The following is a 19103-nucleotide window of genomic DNA, read 5'->3' as shown; positions in this document are numbered from 1 at the left end:
CCATGACTTTGTCCCCCACAATGACAGAGAGGGCCCCGCGATGGGACCCTCTCTCATATCAAAGCGTGCTGTGGCTGACTTATTGCAGACGCAGGAAACGTCCGCTCAAGGGCATTATCTCCACCGTTACGCTGCCGCCGCCGATGGCCAGACTCTCGCCGCTTTGCAGATCCACCAGCGCGCTGCCGCTGCGCAGTTTGCCCGTCGGCAGGTTGTAGCTGAGCGCCGTGGTGGAGAGGTTGAGCAGGTAGACTATCTGCTCCCCCGCCGTCTGCTTGATGTCACCATAGAGACTGCCCTCGGCCACCAGTTTGACTCGCTCTCCCTGATAGAGAGCGGGGTGCGCGGCACGCATCGCCAGCAGCTGGGCGAGCCACTCTTTCAGCTCTACCTGTTCGCTACTTGGCACAAAACCGGTCACACCGGGCACCTTGCCATCGCTGCGGGCCACATGATCGTCGCACAAGCCCTGCGCCGCACAGTCACCGCTGACCTTGGCAGCAAAGCCCGGCACCTCGTCGCCAAACTCCTTGCCATAGTAGAAGGTGATGGGGCCGGAGCGGGCCGCCATAAAGCTGAAGGCCGCCTTGTGGCGCTGCCAGTACTCGGCCGACTTGAAGTTGCCACGCTCCAGCAGATCGCCGAAACGCACCAGATCGTGGTTGCCCAGCATCAGGTTGGGCATGGCGTGATTCGGGTAGTTCTCCACCCTGTTCCAGCTGGCATCGAGCACGCTGGCCCCCTGCCCGCCCTTGCCGGACTCCTCCACCGCCAGCGCCTGCACGATGCCGTAGCGCAGCGGGAAGTCGAACGCCGAGGAGAGCGCCGGATTGTCGCTGCTGCCGTAAGCCTGGGCACGAATGTCGTCAGCCCCCTTCCACACTTCCCCCACCATATAGCCGAGGGTGCCCCACTGCTGCCCTGCCGCCTTGCGCGCTGCGCTGGCCTGCTCCACCTCGCTGCGAATGGCGCGCCAATCATCCAGCCCCAACTGATAGGCCTGATCCAGGCGCCAGCCGTCGATGCCGTATTGCTCGACCCAGTAACGGGCCACTTCCTTGAAGTAGGCGAGGCTCTCCGGCTTGCTGTAATCCACCAGCTGGCCAGGATAACCCGCACCGCCGCTGGTAAGGGCTGGCAGACGCCCCTCTGGTGAGGGCTTGCTCACCCCCACCTTGTTGACGTGGCCAAACACCCCGTCGAGGAAGACATAGAGGCCGCGCTGGTGCGCCGCATCCACCAGCTGTTTGAGCTTGGCATTGCTGCCAAAATTGGGATCTACGGTGAAAAAGTCGCAGGCGAAGTAGCCGGTGGCATCGAGCTTGTTATCGCCGCCTTGCCCCGCGCAGGAGTCGAACACCGGGGTGAGCCAGATGGCGTTGACGTTGAGACTCTTGATGTGGTCGAGACTGTCGATGATCCCCTGCAGATCGCCGTTGTGCTGGGAGGGGCCATAGCCGACGCCGTAGTTGGCACTGCCGTCACCATCGGCAAACGACTCCACCATCACCTGATAGATGCGCAGGTTGCAGGCGGGTTGATCATCGCCGTAGCAGGCACGACTGGCCGTGCTGACCGGAGGCTGGGTGACCGGCGGATTGACGACGGGGGGAGAGCTCTCCCCGCCTGAACTACCGCTACCGCCGCAAGCTGCAAGTAACAGGGCGGCCCCGAGCAGGCCGCCATAGCGTAACGTTCCCTGTTTCATTGTTATGTTCCCGCTGTGAGAGCAGGCGTCTGATACGCCTGTTTTTCACCATGATAGCGATGCCCTCACAGCGGTGTCTGTGACTGAAAACGTTATCTGACTCAACTGGTTAGAGCACGCCTGCCGAGGCAAAACGGTAGTTGACCGAGAGCCAGTAGGAACGGCCCGGCTCGGGGCTAGGCAGGTTTTACCCAAGTGGACTAAGAAAGGAAGAATGGCAATTATTTCAGTGACATGAATCTGGCGTTTGTTCACAAAAAATGGGGATTAGCGGAAGGCTTCCCGCTCATCGATGGGAGAGATCAGGTGATAGACCTCGTGGGCGGACAAGGTACATCCGACGGGCCACTCCAGCTGGTGGTGACGGTTGATGAAGACCCGAGCGCAGTGACGCTCGCTCTCCAGCTTTGCAAACAGCGGCTGGGTTCGCCAGGGGGTCAGATCCAGCACACCCGTGGTGCCATCCGATAACACCAGAAACAGGCGCCATCCCCGCAAATACTCGACATCGATAAAGACCGGCATCTCTTCGGCTCCGATTAAGAGAATTCGCGGCAATTATAAACATCCGGCCCCCATCCATACGCGCAGTCGCTCACATTTTATCCAACAGGTTATGCTGTGCTCATTCGCTGCGCGACATCACATTTATAGATGATAAATGTATTAATGACGACTTTTAACAAAATTGAATGCAACCTTAACCCGTTCGATCTGTCATAACCTGACTAGAAGTCAAAAACGTCTGTGGACAGACATTTACAGTCTCATTCAGGAACAAACATGACAGCTCTAAAACAGCGACTCGGCCCATTCTGGCCCTTCGCCGTCTTCTGCGCGATCGCGCTTCTCTCTCTCTCTTTCAGCCGGCTCGCCCTTGGTCTCTGGCAACTGGAACGGGTGGATGCCGTGGCCGGTTGGCAAGAGATGCTACTGCAAGGGATCCGGGTCGATTTTGCCACCCTCTGCTGGATCTGGGGTATCCCCGCTATGCTCACCCTGCTGCTGGCAGGCCCCCACACCATCGGTCGCGGCTGGCTGCAACTGATGCGAGTGTGGCTGACCGTCGGGCTCTGGCTGATGCTGTTCCTCGAGATCTCCACCCCCTCGTTCGTCACCGAATATGGCGTGCGCCCCAATCGCCTCTATGTGGAGTACCTCATCTATCCGAAAGAGGTGCTCTCCATGCTGTGGGCGGGCCGCAAGGGCGAACTGCTGCTGGCTGTGCTTTTCAGTGGCGCCGTGCTGGCCGGTGGCTGGTGGCTGAGCGGCCGTCTGGTGCGTGGTCTTAGCTTCCCTCGCTGGTATCTGCGTCCGGCCTTCGCCCTGCTCATTCTGGCCATAGGTTTTCTCGGTGCCCGCTCCAGTTTCGGCCATCGTGCTCTGAACCCCGCCATGGTCGCCTTTGCCGAGGATCCGCTGGTCAACGCCCTAACCGTCAACTCTGCCTACTCCCTCTTCTTTGCCATCAAGCAGATGGGCGCCGAGGAGGATGTCAGCCGCTTTTACGGTAAGATGACCGAGCAGGAGGTACTCAACGTCGTACGCAAGGAGAGTGGCCGTCCGGCCAGGGATTTCAACTCCGATCTGCTGCCCAGCCAGACTTTCAACGAGGCGAGCTTCCAGGGCAAACCGAAGAATCTGGTGATCCTGCTGCAGGAGAGCCTGGGCGCCCAGTTTGTCGGCTCCCTCGGCGGCCTGCCGCTCACCCCCAATATCGATGCCCTATCGCAGCAGGGCTGGGCCTTCGAGCAGCTCTATGCCACCGGCACCCGCTCGGTGCGCGGTATCGAGGCGGTATTGACCGGCTTCACGCCGACTCCGGCACAGGCAGTGGTCAAACTCGGCAAGAGCCAGACCAACTTCTTCACCATCGCGGATCTGCTCAAGCAGCGGGGTTACGACACCAGCTTTATCTATGGCGGCGAGAGCCACTTCGACAACATGCGCAGCTTCTTCCTCGGTAACGGCTTCACCACCATCGTCGAGCAGAAGGATTTCGACAATCCGGTGTTCAAGGGCTCATGGGGCGCCTCCGATGAAGATCTGATGGCCAAAGCCGACGAGACCTTCAAGGCGCTGCACAAAGAGGGTAAACCCTTCTTCAGTCTGGTGTTCAGCTCCAGCAACCACGATCCGTTCGAATTCCCGGACAATCGCATCAAACTCTATGAGCAGCCCAAGCAGACCCGCAACAACGCGGCCAAGTATGCGGATTACGCCATCGGTGAGTTCTTCAAGAAGGCGAAACAGTCCGAATACTGGCAGGACACCCTGTTCCTGGTCATCGCCGACCACGACAGCCGGGTCGGTGGCGCCAGTCTGGTGCCCATCCCCCGCTTCCATATCCCCGGCGTTATCGTCGGTGACGGCATAACGCCGAAGAAGGATCCGCGCATCGTCAGCCAGATCGACATGGCGCCGACCCTGCTCTCCCTGATGGGGATCAGTGCCGATTACCCCATGCTCGGCAAGGATCTGACCCGCATGCCCGCCGACTGGCCGGGGCGCGCCATCATGCAGTACGACAAGAACTTCGCCCTGATGCGCGGCAAGGATGTGGTGATCCTGCAACCGGAGCGCCCGGCGGAAGGCTATGTCTACGATGATGCCCGCGAGAAGCTGACCCCGGCTGCGCAACCGGACGCCTTGAAGGAGGATGCGCTTGGTCTTGCCCTGTGGGGCAGCATGGCCTATCAGAAAGGGTTGTATCAGACGGCAAAGGATGAGCGCACCGCCGCCAACTGAGCCGCCCATGCCCGATGGCGCTGATGCTGACCAGATAGCCGAAAAGAAAAAACCGCCAATCGGCGGTTTTTTCTCTCTGCTCACCCGGCCGACTCACTGGCCATTATGACTGGGTAAAACAGGGCAGGGAGCGGCTGAATTTGTGCTCGAACACCAGCGAGGTTTCGAGGTGCACCACCTCTTCGCGGGAGGTGAAGTGATCGAACACGAAGTTGCGCAGGTGCTCGGTATCGGAGACACACAGGTGCACCAGAAAATCATCCTTTCCGCCCATGTGAAACAGACTGATCACTTCAGGCAGCGCCAGAATGGCGTCGCGAAATGCATCGATGATCTGGCGGCTGTGACGGGCCAGCTGCAGGGAGACCATGGCCTGAATGTGACCACCGAGGGCCTGATAATCCACTTCGCAGTGGGCGCCCTTGAGCACGCCATCCTGCTGCAGCTTGCGCACCCGCTCCAGACAGGTGGAGGGGGCAACGCCCACCAGCGCGGCCAGATCCTTGTTAGTCATGCCCGCATCCCGAAACAGATGGGCCAGGATATCCAAATCCAGTTGATCCAGGTTTCTCATCTTAACTCCTTGAACCGCTCAGTTTTTTAGACTCTGCCCGTAAACCGGGGCAAACACAACGGCCATTGACATCCCCCCTGCCCCGCCTATCCTTGGCGCCATGCACCGGCCGCAGCCCTGCAGCCACCACGCGAGGATCCGCCATGCACCCGTTTCACCCCTTCTGGAGCCTTGAGGTTCCCCGTGTCGACGGCCAGTTGCTGCTGACCCCTTGCCCCGGCACCCAGCAGGTGCCGCTGACCCTGGCGCTCGATCAGCTGCGGTTGGCCGGTGCCCACGGGGTGGTGACCCTGATGACGAGCGCCGAGTTGACCCGACTCGAACTGGCGCAGCTCGGCCAGCAGGTAGAGCACGAAGGGATGCGCTGGTTCCATCTGGCAATCAAGGATGATCTGGCCCCCGATGCCGCCTTCGAGGCCGCCTGGCAACAGGCGCTGCCACAGTTGCGCGAGCTGCTGGGGGATGGCAAGCATCTGGTCATCCACTGCAAAGGGGGCAGCGGACGCACCGGTCTGGTCGCCGCCGCGCTGCTGATGATCCTCGGCCAGCCGCAGCAAGAGGCGATGGCCGCCATCAAGGCTCACAGACCCAAGGCGTTCACCCTGACCACACACCGTCAATGGCTCGACCAGTTGGCCGAGCGGCTGGAACAGGGCGACTAACTACTTGCCACCCTGGCCGTAGGTGAAGACCTTGCCGATATCCTCCACCCGATAGCTGGTGAGCTGATAGACGTAGTAGTTGAGCCAGTTGGCAAACAGCAGGTGACCATGACTGCGCCAGCTGGCGCGCGGCGTCCGGCCCGGATCGTTATTCGGGTAGTAGTTGACCGGTATGGCCGGGTCGAGCCCCGCCGCCAGATCCCGCTGATACTCCCCGTCCAGCGTCAGCGCATCGTACTCCGGGTGCCCGGTGACAAATACCTGACGACAATCCTTGGTCGCCGCCAGATAGACCCCCGCCTCTTCTGACTCGGCAAAAATCTGCAGGTCAGTATGGGCGCGGATAAGGTCTCCGTCGAATGCCGCATAGCGGGAGTGCGGCGCGACAAACTCGTCATCGAAACCGCGCAGCAGCGGTTCGTGCTCATCGAGCCGGTGGTGGCGGTAAACCCCGGAGAGCTTCTCGCCGTGGGTCTGCTTCTCCATGCCATAGAGCGCCTTGAGCGCCGCCTGCACCGCCCAGCAGAGGAACAGGGTGGAGGTGACATGTTGATGGGACCACTCGATGATCTCGACGATGCGCGGCCAGTAGACCACCTCCTCGAACTCCACCAGCCCGAGCGGCGCCCCGGTGATGATCATCCCGTCGTAGTTGTTGCCACGCACCTGCTCGAAGTCGTGATAGAAGCTCTCGAGGTGGGCCTGCGGCGTGTTTTTCGATTCCCTATCATCGATACGCAGCAGATCCACATCCACCTGCAGCGGCGAGTTGGAGAGCATCCGCATCAGCTGGATCTCGGTCTCAATCTTCTTTGGCATCAGGTTGAGGATCAACACCCGCAACGGGCGGATGTTCTGGGTGACGGCCCGGGATTCCGTCATCACGAAGATGTTCTCCTGCCCCAGCACTTCGGCGGCGGGTAACTGATCCGGGATCTTGATCGGCATGCTTACTCCCTGTACTGCATCGGTAAATATGTCTGGACATCCAGAAGCCTATAATAAAGCTCCCGCCCTGTCATCAGATACCTTTTGTATTCACCCCCACCTTTGACTAGCATACGGCTCAGTGTGTCTCCTGCTTCCAAGATAATGACCGGTATCAAGATTTCCGTAGATCGACTGCAAGTCGGCAACTATGTCTCCCTGCCACTGGGGTGGCGCGAACACCCGTTCCTGTTTTCCAGCTTCAAGATCAAAAGTGAAGAGGAGATCGAGCTGATCCGCCGGCTCGGGCTGAAACTGGTCACCATCATTCCCGACAAGAGCGACGTTCCGCCCAAGCCCCTCAATCAGGTACAGCCTCAGCCACAAGAGAGCGCAGACGCCGCACTGCGGCAAGCCCGAATGCAGCAGGAGAAGGATCAGCGTATAGAGCAGTTGCAACAGTATCGCCGCAATTTGCAGCAGTGCGAGAAGCAGTTCCAGCAGTCGCTGGCACAGGTGCGCAGCGTGATGAGCAAGATCCAGTCCCGCCCCCTCAATGCTATCGGCGAGGCACAGGAGCTGGTCAACGCCATGACCGAGCAACTGCTCGCGGTGGACGAGATGGTGCTGCATCTGGTCTCCGACAGTGAGGATGGCAACAACCTCTACTTTCACTCCCTCAACGTGAGCGTGCTCAGCATGCTGCTGGCCAAGGAGTGCTGCATGTCGGCCGATCAGATCCGTCAGATCGGCATGGGGGCGCTGTTCCACGATATCGGCAAGCTGAAGATCCCGAGCCAGATCCTGCGCAAGACCGAGCCACTGACCAAGCCGGAGCAGAACCTGATGGCTCAGCACCCGCGCTATGGCCTCGACCTGCTCAATCTGGCCAAGGCGTTTCCGGCCGAGGCGAAGGGGATCGTGCTCCATCACCACGAATATCTCGATGGCAGCGGGCCGGAAGGGCTCAAGGGTGGCCAGCTCGACCCGTTGACCCAGATCGTGTCGCTGATCAACGAGTACGATAACCTCTGCCACATACAGGCCAAGGTGCCCTACTCGGCCCTGAGCGGTCTCTACAAGCAGCGCAAAGCGCAGTTCAATCCGGAGTACCTCAGCATGCTGATCCGGTTGATGGGGATCTATCCCCCCGGCAGCGTGGTGCAACTCTCCAACGGCCAGGTCGGGCTGGTGATGTCGGTCAACGCTTCCCGCCTGCTCTACCCCTCGGTGCTGGTCTACGATCCGCGCATTCCCCGCCAGGAAGCCGCCATCATCGATCTGCAGCAGGCCGAGCTGACGATCGCCAAGGTGATCCACCCTAAACGGCTGCCACCCGCCGTGTTCGAATATCTCAATCCGCGGACCCGGATCAGCTACTACTTCGAGCACAACAAAGCCTGATTGTGCTGGCCCGAGGCCAACCGTTGTCACCCGTTTAACCCAAGGAGCCCGCCATGCGTATCGAGATCATTAGTACCGGAGACGAAATAGTGACGGGTCTGGTGGTCGATACCAACGCGGCCTGGCTCAGCGCCCTGCTGCTGGAACAGGGGTGGCAGGTGCGCCGTCGCCTGACGGTGGGGGACAACCTCGCCGACTTGAAAGCGCTGCTGCAAGAGAGCGCTAGCCGCGCCGAGGTGGTGCTGGTGTGCGGCGGGCTCGGCCCCACCGCCGACGATCTCACCGCTCTGGCCGCCGCCGAGGCCTTTGACCTGCCGCTCACCCTCTTCCCAGACTGGCTCGCCACCATCACGGCCCGCTACGCCAGCCGTGGCCGCCCCATGGCACAAAGCAATGCCAAACAGGCCTGGCTGCCGCAGGGATGTGAGATCCTCGACAACCCGGTTGGCACCGCCTGCGGCTTTGTGGTCACTCACATCGGCGATCAGGGCCAGAGCCAGCTCTTCTTCACCCCGGGCGTTCCATTCGAGTTCAAGCAAATGGTGCGCGAACAGATTCTGCCACGCCTCAAGGCGCTGGCCGGGGCACAAACCGATACCGAATTGCGCCGCTTTTACACCTTTGGCGTCTCGGAATCGGCCCTCAGCGACCTGCTGGATGCCGCCCCCTGGCCCACCGGCATCGAGCTGGGTTACCGCTCCGCCATGCCCCTTATCGAGCTGAAGCTGATCGGCCACGGCGCCAGCGCCGCTGATATGGAGAGCGCCGAGCACCGGCTGCTGAGCACGATCCGCCCCTGGCTGGTTGGCCACGGGGATACGGAACCGGCGCAGCAGATCCTCGCGCTGCAGGGAGAGAAACCACTCGCTCTGTATGAATGTGAGAGCCGGGGAGCCTTGCTTGCCATGTGCCATGAACACGCCGCGCTGGAAGCCAGTTTTAGCCACGCATTGAGCTGCGAGCTCGACCAGCTGGCGGGCTCCACCAAGGGCGTGAGTCTGACAATCGGCCAGGCAGGCCCTGAAGGCGTGCCTTTGCTGCTCTGCGCCGATGAACTTTCGTTCGGCCAGACCCTCAAGGTCAGCCACCCCGACCCGGAGAGCCGCCGCAAGATCCTCGCCTTTGCCGCCCTCGACATGCTGCGCCGCTATCTGCTGGGCGAACCGGTGCTCGGCGATTACCTCACCCTGGCCAGAACAGCTCAGCGCAGCTGATAACAACCGCCATTCCCCTGCCAGCGACCCTATGTCGCTGGCGCTGCGATCCGCCTTTTCACGCCATTGCCAAACAGTACCCATATTTATCCGGCCGTCATCACCGATTTGACCTCAATCTATTGACCATTCAGAAGAAATATCTGAATACTGCCCACTCTCACCGTCGGTGGTTCGCTTTATTTGGCATTGAGAGATGTAATGACAGTAGAGGGGCAAGCTGAGCGCACCCTCCCCACCTGGCAAGGAGATACGGTGTTAAGCAAAGAGTGGCTGCTGCTATCAAACGATATGGAACTGGTCTGCCTACGGATTGCCGCCGGTCTCACCAAACCGGTTGCAGAACGGGATGTGCAGGCTCTGCTGCTCGCTTCCAACTGTCGCCGCTATCAGCCACTGCCCGACGGGATCAAGCAGGCCATCAGCCTGCTCAATGCCCTGCTCACCAACCCTGCCGCCCCCGTGCCCACCCACCCGATCCCTGTCGGCAAACGTCAGGATGCCCGACTCGCCGTGATTGTGGAGAAGGACCGCATGAGCGCCACGGCCCAGATCACCGCTGACTGGGGAGGCCTGTATGTGACGCACGAACAGCTGCAAGAGGCTATCTCCCTCAGCGACATCAAACAGGGGGTAAGTGAACAACTGCTCACCGCCGCCATCCTGTCGGCCAAGGAGGCAGCCCCCGGCAGCCAGCTAAAACTGGTCATCGCCCGCGGCCAGCCTGCCATCAATGGTCAGGACTCCCGATATGAACGACTGGTGGAGACCCCGGCTGAACGGATCCTCAAACCCAGGGAGCTGGATCATGACCGGGTCGACCTGCGGGATCTCGGCTCCATCGTCACCGTCAAGGCCGGCGCTCCGCTGATGCGCCGCCATCCCGCCACTCAAGGAGTGCCCGGTTTTACCGTAACCGGCCAGGAGTTGCCCGCCAAAGATGGCAAAGACAGTCCGATGAGTGCTGGCGAGGGCACCTTCCTCTCCCCCGACGATCCCGACCTGCTGATTGCCAGTCGGGCTGGCCTGCCCTGTCAGGAGAAAGCGGGCATGAAGGTGGATGAGGTGCTCAGCGTCAAACGGGTGGATGCCCGCCACGGCCACATTGATTTTGAAGGGGGATTAATCGTCAGCGGCGACGTCAACCCGGGCATGAAGATTTCGGTCAGCGGTGACATCGTCATCGGTGGCTTTATCGAGGGGGGGTGGATCGAGGCGGGGGGCACCATCACAGTGCGCCACGGCATCATTGGCCGCCGTGACGATCAGGGGGAGTTTCTCTGCAAGCTCAATGCCCAGAGGGAAATTCACGCCAGCTACGCCCAGTATGCCCAACTGGAAGCGGGAGGGGATATCCAGATCCAGAGCCAGCTCAGCCACTGCTACAGTCGCAGCGGACAGGATATCAAGGTGGGTGACGGCGGAATGCGCAAAGGCAACCTGCTGGGTGGCCTCAGCATTGCCAATCGCCTCATCATCTCACCCGTGTTGGGGGCCAGTGCCGGTAATCAGACCCGGCTGCAGATCCTCGGCGGTTACTTCACCCACAAGGAGCAGGAGCATCAACTCAAGCAGCAGCAACAGGCGTGTCTGGAGCAGCTGGAAAAGATCAAGGCGCTGGTGATGCGGCTGGTGCAACTACCCAGCGACAAGCGCAATCCGGATACCTTGCGCAAACTGAAACCCATCCGTGAGCGTCACCAACTCGAGCTGCGCCAGCTGGAAGATCAGCTAGCCGCCAACCGTGAAGAGCTGCAGAAACTGATGGCTGACATGGACATCATCGCGACCCAGCACCTCTTCCCCGGGGTCGAGGTGGAGATGGCTCACCACCACAACCGGGTCGATATCGAACATGGCCCGATCCACTTCTGCATCCGCGAAGATCAGCTGCTGATGAACCCCTATAAGGGGCACAAATAGGTCAACAGGCACGGATCCATCGCTGAACCGGCCGTGATCCCGCCGCCGATTTTCGCTACACTCGCCACTTCCTTGGCCCCACCGGGCGGGCCACCCAGACTCAGGTAGTGAGAGATGTACAAGCTGATCGCATTGGATATGGATGGCACCCTGCTCAACCCGCAGGGCCAGATTACTCCCCGCACCCACGCCGCCATCAGCGCCGCGCGCGCCAAAGGGGTAACCGTAGTACTGGCCTCCGGCCGCCCGCTGGAAGGGATGAGCCGCTATCTGGAAGAACTCGGCCTCACCACAGAGCATGACTACGTCATCTGCTACAACGGCGCCCTGGTGCAGCAGGTGGCCGATCAGCGCATCATCCGCAGCCAGCTGCTGACCGGCAGTGACGCCAGCGCCGTCGCCAAACTGGCTGACGAGCTGGAGGTGAACGTCCATGGTTTCTCGGTCACCCAGGGCCTCATCAGCCCCCGTGTCAGCACCTACACCGAGCACGAATCCCGCCTGATCGGCATGCCGATCAATCTGATCGACTTCGCCACCTTGCCTGCCGACGAGCAGATCATGAAGGTGATGATGATCGACGAGCCGCCCCAGCTCTCCCGCGCCATCGAGCGACTGCCTGCAGAGCTCTATGAGCGCTATACCGTGGTACAGAGCGCCCCCTTCTTCCTCGAGTTCATGAACAAGCACAGCAACAAGGGAACTGGCGTCGCCGCGCTGGCCGAGCACCTGGGCCTGACCGCCGATCAGGTGATCTGCGTCGGGGATGCAGGCAACGATCGCCACATGATCGAGTACGCAGGTCTCGGGGTTGCGATGGGCAATGCCACCGACGAGATCAAGGATCTCGCCCAGCACACCGCCGCCCGCAACGATGAAGAGGGTGTGGCTCAGGTGATCGAGCAGTTCGTACTGAACGTCTGATCCCATCGGGCCGCCAGATGTGGAAAAGAAAACGGGGAGGCTGTCAGCTCCCCGTTTTTTTCTCTGGTTTGTTATCTGCGTGATTAGCGGCAATTCGCTCGTATCACGGGTTCGCCAGACACTGGGTATGGGAGCCCGGTTGCAGGTAAGGCATCAGCAGGGGGGCCATCCCCTTGAGCACCTGCACCGGCAGCGCCGAGGTGAAGCGGAACTTGTCGGACTGGCTACCCGGTACATAGGCGGTCAACGTACCGAAGTGATCCTCACCCAGATAGAAAACGAAGGTTGCGGTGCGGTTGCGCGCCAGCGAGCTGGTCACGTTGCCATAACGGCCCACGGTTTCAATCCGGTTATCCCCGGTTCCGGTCTTGCCCCCCATCTGCAACACAGTGCCATCCGGCAGGGCGAAGGCTCCGGCGATACGTCTTGCCGTGCCCCCTTCAACGACCTTGGAGAGCGCACTGCGCAGAGCTGCCGCCACCTCTGCCGGCATAACCCGGGTGCCCTCGGTGTGCTGCGGCTCAAACTCGGTCTCGAAGGGTGTCCCCTTGGCGAACGAGAGATGCTCGATACGCAAGGTTGGCGAGCGGACACCGCCATTCTGGATAATGCCCATCAGCTCGGCCAGTGCAGCCGGACGGTCGCCGGAGCTGCCCAAGGCAGTCGCTAGCGAAGGCACCAGATGGTCGAACGGATACCCGAGCTTGGCCCAGCGTTGATGGATATCAAGGAACGCTTCAACCTCCAGCATGGTGCGGATCCGGCTGTCACGGGCACTGCGATGGCGGGTCTTGAACAGCCAGCTGTAGACCTCCTGCCGCTCGTCACGACTGGCTGCCACCGCGTCAGCAAAGGTCGCCTTGTCAAACTCCTTGAGGTAGGCCAGAAGCCACAACTCCAACGGGTGAACACGGGCGATGTAGCCCTGATCTGGCAGTGAATACTTGCCCGGGCCATAGCTGACATAGAGCTGATTGATCCGCTTCGCGCTCAGCTTCTCGCGTGGCAACCGCTCCGCCAGGAAGGCGGCAAATACCGCTTCATTAGCCTCCGGCATCAGGTAGCGGTGAACCGCCGCTAAACGTACTGCGTTTGGCTTGAGACCATCGAGGAAAGTATCCAGCTGCTCCTCGGGGGTCTTGCCGCGATATTTGCGCCAGAAGCGCAGCAGATAGGTCTGACCCTCTTTGTCGGCAAATTTGGCCAAATACTCCTGACGACGGGGATCCTTGTCATCCTTGAGCAACTGGGCACGATTCCCCTCCTTGTAGAGGCTGTAGCGCACGATATCGCGCATCAGCCGCACAAACGGCAGGTTGATGGACTCGCGCAGCGCATCGCGGATCGGGGGAATACGCCCGTTATCCTCGCGGCGGAAGTTGTTGAAGGTATGCATACCGCCACCGGTAAAGAACCCCTCGTTGGGGCTGGCGGAGTATTTGCGATCCAGCGCCGCTTCCAGCATCACCGGCAGGCTCTTGTCCTGAGCCGTCATCAGATAGGAGATGGCCCAGCGGCTGAGGTTGTCCTGAGAGACGGCTGCCAGTTTGCGCAGATTCTCGACCGGCATCTCGGCATAGTTGTCGTGCAACTCGGCCACGATCTCCAGATAGGTAGTCAGCACCCGCAACTTGGCGGTTGAGCCCAACTCCAGCTTGGAGCCTTCGTTGATATCGAACGGCTGATCGGTGTTGTCGGTCTGGACCCGGACCTTGAATCCTTCCGGCGACTTCTCGAACAGAGTGAAGCTGTAGCGCACATCGCCCGTCTTCTCCGGCGAGAGCAGGCGCTCACCAAACAGTCCTACCTCGGCGGCAAACGTCGGGTCGGCCAGCTGTTGCAGATAACGGGATATTTCGTTCTGCAGCGGCATATTGAGGCTGGTATCGGCCGTCAGATCCATCCGGTCGAGGTCATAGAGCTGCACCCCAAGCTGACGGCTCAGGCGAGTACGGGCAACCTGCAACCCCTTGTTATTGTTCACCCGGGTGATAGCCGGAGACTGCAGGAAGTCACGAAACGTAATCTTGGCCTTGAGCGCCGCCTCCATCAGAGGTGGCGTGATCATTCCCTCCTGCACAAACAGGCGCAGATAGCTGTCGGTCAGGGTGGCCAGAGCCTCTCGCCCCTGAGCCAGATAGTAAGAGGGGCGGCGGTGGGCAATCATCAGCGAGACCACCTGACGCAGGGCGAGCCCCTGCTCGGCCAGTGGTGCATTCTGGTTGCGGGCGGGATCCAGCAGACGGTTCACGTCATCGACACTGGCACCAAACCAGACCCAGAGCCCATCCCCCAAACCATGCACCTCACCGTATCCCGGTGCGGCCGAGAGCGGTACCGAGTTGAGGTAGGCCCAGGCGACCAGCTTGCGCGCTTCGAGGGTTTCCGGCCCGAGACGATAGGCCCGCACACTGGCAGAGGCCATCTGGCGGATCTTTTCGGTCGGCGACAGGGTTAGCCCATCTGGCGAGTGGCGATACTTCTCCACTTGGGTCGCCAGGGTACTGCCACCGGCAGATTGATCCTGCATATCGAGCGCCTTGCCCACCTGGGAGAGCGCGGCCTTGGCAAAACGGGGCCAGTCGACCGCCGGGTTGGCCAATGGCTCTTCGTTGCTCAGCAAGTCGCGGTTCTCGATAAACAGCAGCGACTGGATGACGAGCGGCGGAATGGAGTCAAAATCCGGATAGTGATGGGTCGGATACTTGAATTGATAGAAGGGCTCGGCGCGGCAATCGTGCAGCGTCAAACCGGCCTGCACCTTCTCGGTATAGGGCACGAAGAAGCCACGACTGGCATAGTCATAGAGTGCGTCGGAGAAATGCACCTGCTTGCTGACTTCATAGCCCCGCTGAAGCAGACGCTCCTGCATCATCGGCAATTGCACATAGCCGAGCCGCTTGTCGAATGGGCCATCCTCAGGGAAGGCGATCTGCTTGCTCTGGCCTGGCTCGACCTGATAGGTGAGCTTGGCGGCATAGCGGGAGATCTCCTGGGATTGCAGCTTCGAGGTTTTCATCTCATAGCCAACCAGAGCGATCACCACCCCCAGGCACAATAAAAAGAGAAAACAGAACAGCCAACGCCACCAGTGACGGCGCTTGCGCTTTGGGTTCCCGTCCGTGGTCTGGACAGATGAATCTTGAGATGCCACTTGTGTCAAATCCGTCTGTTCTGATGCGCCCATATCAGCCCCACCATGGTTGCGCAATTTATTGTGTTTCACTCAAGCTTAGTCTTTTCAAGTCAATGGCTTGAAACTATTGACTGCGCTGTAGTGATGGTAACAGGGCAATTCTAAAAAGGGGAGCCGATTGTTGCAGGAGTGGCAGAGATCCGAGCTGATAACAAAACACCGGCCAGTGGCCGGTGTCTCTTGAGCGAAAGCGGTACGCTTACTTGTGAGAGCTCATGCCCTTCAGTTTGGTGCTCAGCTCTTTACGCTCTTTGGAGAGCTCGGCGTTCTTGATGATGTGATCATCCACGCGCTCTTCATAGTCGGTACGCATGTTGGCAATGATCGCCTGCACATCATCAATGCTCATGTCCGGCTTGATGTAGTCGCTCAGGTTGTCGAGCAGCAGTACACGCTTCTGGTTGTCACGGATCTTCTTCTCGTTATCCGCGATTTCACGCTTGAGTTTGTTCTGGCGACGGGACATACGCACATATTCCAGTACATCGCTGAAGGTGGACTTGTTTACTTGTTCCATATCGATACCACTGACTTAAGGTTGATAAAAACTGGCCAAGTTACACCTGAAACCCGGCAAACTCGATGCGGGACAGGCAAACTCAAGATGCCCTTACTCTACCGAGTTATAAACGAGATACAACCCTAATCGCGCGCCATGAACAGAGTTTGGCCAAAAGTAAACCAGTTAAAATGGTCAGTAATCCATCAGATAAGAGCTTGATATAGATAGAAAATGGAGGAGATGACAGGGTTTTAGTTCTCTTCCTGCAGATAAATGCTAACACTGGCTGTTTAACACGCTAAAAACACCAAAGCCCAGTAGTCAGACAGAGCTTTGTGTTGGTTCTGGTGTGCAATATGTGGATCAGTGGGCAAAAATCGCCCATAGCAAAAAGGCCTTCCCAATCGGGAAGGCCTTCAAATTAGTGGCGGAGCGGACGGGACTCGAACCCGCGACCCCCGGCGTGACAGGCCGGTATTCTAACCGACTGAACTACCGCTCCGCTGTCTGGTTAGCTTTTTGCTAAATTGTCTGCCGTTTCAACGAGGTGTCATCCTCTCGGCCAACACCGTGATATTTCACAATGCTGTTTAATTGGGTGCCTGGCAGTGTCCTACTCTCGCATGGCGAATGCCACACTACCATCGGCGCTACCGCGTTTCACTTCTGAGTTCGGCATGGGATCAGGTGGTTCCACGGCGCTATGGCCGCCAGGCAAATTCTTTAATCCAGAAAGCTGACGTGAATAACGACTTGGCTAGTTTGCTTTGTCATTATCACTGAATTTGTAAGTAGTTCACTCATTCGCTACAAGGCCCAGAACACTTCTTGGGTGTTGTATGGTTAAGCCTCACGGGTAATTAGTATGGGTTAGCTCAACACATCACTGCGCTTACACACCCCACCTATCAACGTTGTGGTCTCCAACGGCCCTTTAGGACCCTCAAGGGGTCAGGGATGACTCATCTCAGGGCTCGCTTCCCGCTTAGATGCTTTCAGCGGTTATCGATTCCGAACTTAGCTACCGGGCAGTGCCACTGGCGTGACAACCCGAACACCAGAGGTTCGTTCACTCCGGTCCTCTCGTACTAGGAGCAACTCCCTTCAATCATCCAACGCCCACGGCAGATAGGGACCGAACTGTCTCACGACGTTCTGAACCCAGCTCGCGTACCACTTTAAATGGCGAACAGCCATACCCTTGGGACCGACTTCAGCCCCAGGATGTGATGAGCCGACATCGAGGTGCCAAACACCGCCGTCGATATGAACTCTTGGGCGGTATCAGCCTGTTATCCCCGGAGTACCTTTTATCCGTTGAGCGATGGCCCTTCCATTCAGAACCACCGGATCACTATGACCTACTTTCGTACCTGCTCGACCTGTCCGTCTCGCAGTTAAGCTGGCTTATGCCATTGCACTAACCTCCTGATGTCCGACCAGGATTAGCCAACCTTCGTGCTCCTCCGTTACTCTTTGGGAGGAGACCGCCCCAGTCAAACTACCCACCAGGCACTGTCCGCGACCCAGATTATGGGCCTGCGTTAGAACATCAAACATACAAGGGTGGTATTTCAAGGTCGGCTCCAGCGCAACTGGCGTCACGCCTTCAAAGCCTCCCACCTATCCTACACATGTAGGTTCAATGTTCAGTGCCAAGCTGTAGTAAAGGTTCACGGGGTCTTTCCGTCTAGCCGCGGGTACACCGCATCTTCACGGCGAATTCGATTTCACTGAGTCTCGGGTGGAGACAGCATGGCCATGGTTACACCATTCGTGCAGGTCGGAACTTACCCGACAAGGAATTTCGCTACCTTAGGACCGTTATAGTTACGGCCGCCGTTTACCGGGGCTTCGATCAAGAGCTTCGCTTGCGCTAACCCCATCAATTAACCTTCCGGCACCGGGCAGGTGTCACACCCTATACGTCCACTTTCGTGTTTGCAGAGTGCTGTGTTTTTGATAAACAGTCCCAGCCATCTGGTCACTGCGACTCCCAACTGCTCCATCCGCAAGGGACTTCACTGTCAAGAGCGAACCTTCTCCCGAAGTTACGGTTCTATTTTGCCTAGTTCCTTCACCCGAGTTCTCTCAAGCGCCTTGGTATTCTCTACCCGACCACCTGTGTCGGTTTGGGGTACGATGACTTGTAATCTGAAGCTTAGAGGCTTTTCCTGGAAGCAGGGCATCAATGGCTTCCGCACCGTAGTGCGTTCGTCTCGTGTCTCAGTGTTGTGTCTCCGGATTTGCCTAGAAACACCACCTACGCACTTTCACCAGGACAACCGTCGCCTGGCCCACCTAGCCTTCTCCGTCCCCCCATCGCAATTACAAGTCGTGCAGGAATATTAACCTGCTTCCCATCGATTACGCCTTTCGGCCTCACCTTAGGGGTCGACTCACCCTGCCCCGATTAACGTTGGACAGGAACCCTTGGTCTTCCGGCGAGGAGGCTTTTCACCCCCTTTATCGTTACTTACGTCAGCATTCGCACTTCTGATATCTCCAGCATACCTCTCGATACACCTTCGCAGACTTACAGAACGCTCCCCTACCACTCACACATAAGTGTGAATCCGCGGCTTCGGTGCCTGGTTTGAGCCCCGTTACATCTTCCGCGCAGGCCGACTCGACTAGTGAGCTATTACGCTTTCTTTAAATGATGGCTGCTTCTAAGCCAACATCCTAGCTGTCTGAGCCTTCCCACATCGTTTCCCACTTAACCAGAACTTTGGGACCTTAGCCGGCGGTCTGGGTTGTTTCCCTCTTCACGACGGACGTTAGCACCCGCCGTGTGTCTCCCGGATAGTACTTACTGGTATTCGGAGTTTGCATGGGGTTGGTAAGTCGGGATGACCCCCTAGCCCAAACAGTGCTCTACCCCCAGTAGTATTCGTCCGAGGCGCTACCTAAATAGCTTTCGGGGAGAACCAGCTATCTCCGAGTTTGATTGGCCTTTCACCCCCAGCCACAGGTCATCCCCTAACTTTGCAACGTTAGTGGGTTCGGTCCTCCAGTTGATGTTACTCAACCTTCAACCTGCCCATGGCTAGATCACCCGGTTTCGGGTCTACACCTTGCAACTAGACGCCCAGTTAAGACTCGGTTTCCCTACGGCTCCCCTATACGGTTAACCTCGCTACAAAATGTAAGTCGCTGACCCATTATACAAAAGGTACGCAGTCACCCCGAAGGGCTCCCACTGCTTGTACGTACACGGTTTCAGGTTCTATTTCACTCCCCTCACAGGGGTTCTTTTCGCCTTTCCCTCACGGTACTGGTTCACTATCGGTCAGTCAGGAGTATTTAGCCTTGGAGGAT

General features: G+C 58.8%; 12 protein-coding genes, 1 tRNA gene and 2 rRNA genes (1 of these 15 cut by a window edge). 6 read left to right on the top strand and 9 right to left on the bottom strand.

The features are described 5' to 3' along the window. Nucleotides 1-79 precede the first annotated feature (79 nt). On the bottom strand, nucleotides 80-1708 hold the full coding sequence (locus NMD14_01520) for an alpha-amylase family protein (protein ID XEI33191.1): 1629 nt from the start codon (nucleotides 1706-1708) through the stop codon (nucleotides 80-82). 267 nt (nucleotides 1709-1975) lie between these two features. Next, nucleotides 1976-2233 (bottom strand): DUF2442 domain-containing protein, encoded by a 258-nt coding sequence (locus NMD14_01515; GenBank protein ID XEI34691.1) that lies wholly within the window; start codon nucleotides 2231-2233, stop codon nucleotides 1976-1978. A gap of 258 nt (nucleotides 2234-2491) precedes the next feature. On the opposite strand from NMD14_01515, the gene NMD14_01510 reads away from it, so the two are divergent. After that, entirely contained in the window at nucleotides 2492-4456 is a 1965-nt protein-coding gene (locus tag NMD14_01510; protein XEI33190.1) for an LTA synthase family protein, read from the top strand. A 103-nt stretch (nucleotides 4457-4559) separates the two neighbouring features. Here NMD14_01510 and NMD14_01505 read toward each other — a convergent pair whose 3' ends face one another. Then, on the bottom strand, nucleotides 4560-5030 hold the full coding sequence (locus NMD14_01505; GenBank protein ID XEI33189.1) for an Lrp/AsnC family transcriptional regulator: 471 nt from the start codon (nucleotides 5028-5030) through the stop codon (nucleotides 4560-4562). 143 nt (nucleotides 5031-5173) lie between these two features. Between NMD14_01505 and NMD14_01500 the strand changes: the two genes are divergently transcribed. Then, nucleotides 5174-5692: a cyclin-dependent kinase inhibitor 3 family protein gene (locus NMD14_01500; protein XEI33188.1), complete on the top strand. Its 519-nt coding sequence runs from the start codon at nucleotides 5174-5176 to the stop codon at nucleotides 5690-5692. On the opposite strand, the gene metA is transcribed toward NMD14_01500, so the two are convergent. Further along, a complete protein-coding gene (metA, locus tag NMD14_01495; protein ID XEI33187.1) occupies nucleotides 5693-6640 on the bottom strand; it encodes a homoserine O-succinyltransferase in 948 nt (315 codons plus the stop codon). Between the two features lie 144 nt (nucleotides 6641-6784). Between metA and NMD14_01490 the strand changes: the two genes are divergently transcribed. From NMD14_01490 to yidA, 4 genes are all read left to right on the top strand, one after another. Next, nucleotides 6785-8023, top strand: coding sequence for a DUF3391 domain-containing protein (locus NMD14_01490; GenBank protein ID XEI33186.1), 1239 nt, complete (start codon nucleotides 6785-6787; stop codon nucleotides 8021-8023). Between the two features lie 53 nt (nucleotides 8024-8076). Next, the gene (locus NMD14_01485; GenBank protein ID XEI33185.1) at nucleotides 8077-9237 is read left to right on the top strand and encodes a molybdopterin-binding protein; all 1161 of its coding nucleotides are present in this window, start codon (nucleotides 8077-8079) and stop codon (nucleotides 9235-9237) included. 255 nt (nucleotides 9238-9492) lie between these two features. Continuing rightward, nucleotides 9493-11160, top strand: a complete 1668-nt coding sequence (locus NMD14_01480; protein XEI33184.1) for a FapA family protein — start codon at nucleotides 9493-9495, stop codon at nucleotides 11158-11160. 114 nt (nucleotides 11161-11274) lie between these two features. Further along, on the top strand, nucleotides 11275-12084 hold the full coding sequence (yidA, locus tag NMD14_01475) for a sugar-phosphatase (protein ID XEI33183.1): 810 nt from the start codon (nucleotides 11275-11277) through the stop codon (nucleotides 12082-12084). 103 nt (nucleotides 12085-12187) lie between these two features. On the opposite strand, the gene NMD14_01470 is transcribed toward yidA, so the two are convergent. From NMD14_01470 to NMD14_01450, 5 genes are all read right to left on the bottom strand, one after another. Further along, entirely contained in the window at nucleotides 12188-15271 is a 3084-nt protein-coding gene (locus tag NMD14_01470; protein ID XEI33182.1) for a penicillin-binding protein, read from the bottom strand. Between the two features lie 208 nt (nucleotides 15272-15479). Further along, entirely contained in the window at nucleotides 15480-15797 is a 318-nt protein-coding gene (tmaR, locus tag NMD14_01465) for a PTS system regulator TmaR (GenBank protein ID XEI33181.1), read from the bottom strand. Nucleotides 15798-16207: 410 nt separating this feature from the next. After that, nucleotides 16208-16284, bottom strand: a tRNA-Asp gene (locus NMD14_01460). A gap of 98 nt (nucleotides 16285-16382) precedes the next feature. After that, nucleotides 16383-16497 (bottom strand): 5S ribosomal RNA (rrf, locus tag NMD14_01455). A 124-nt stretch (nucleotides 16498-16621) separates the two neighbouring features. Continuing rightward, nucleotides 16622-19103 (bottom strand): 23S ribosomal RNA (locus NMD14_01450); it runs 407 nt beyond the window's last position.

The organism is Aeromonas veronii (genome assembly GCA_041319085.1).
Lineage (GTDB): Bacteria > Pseudomonadota > Gammaproteobacteria > Enterobacterales > Aeromonadaceae > Aeromonas > Aeromonas veronii_F.
Note: the sequence above shows the minus strand (reverse complement) of the source record. Positions and strands in the feature narration are given on the sequence as shown.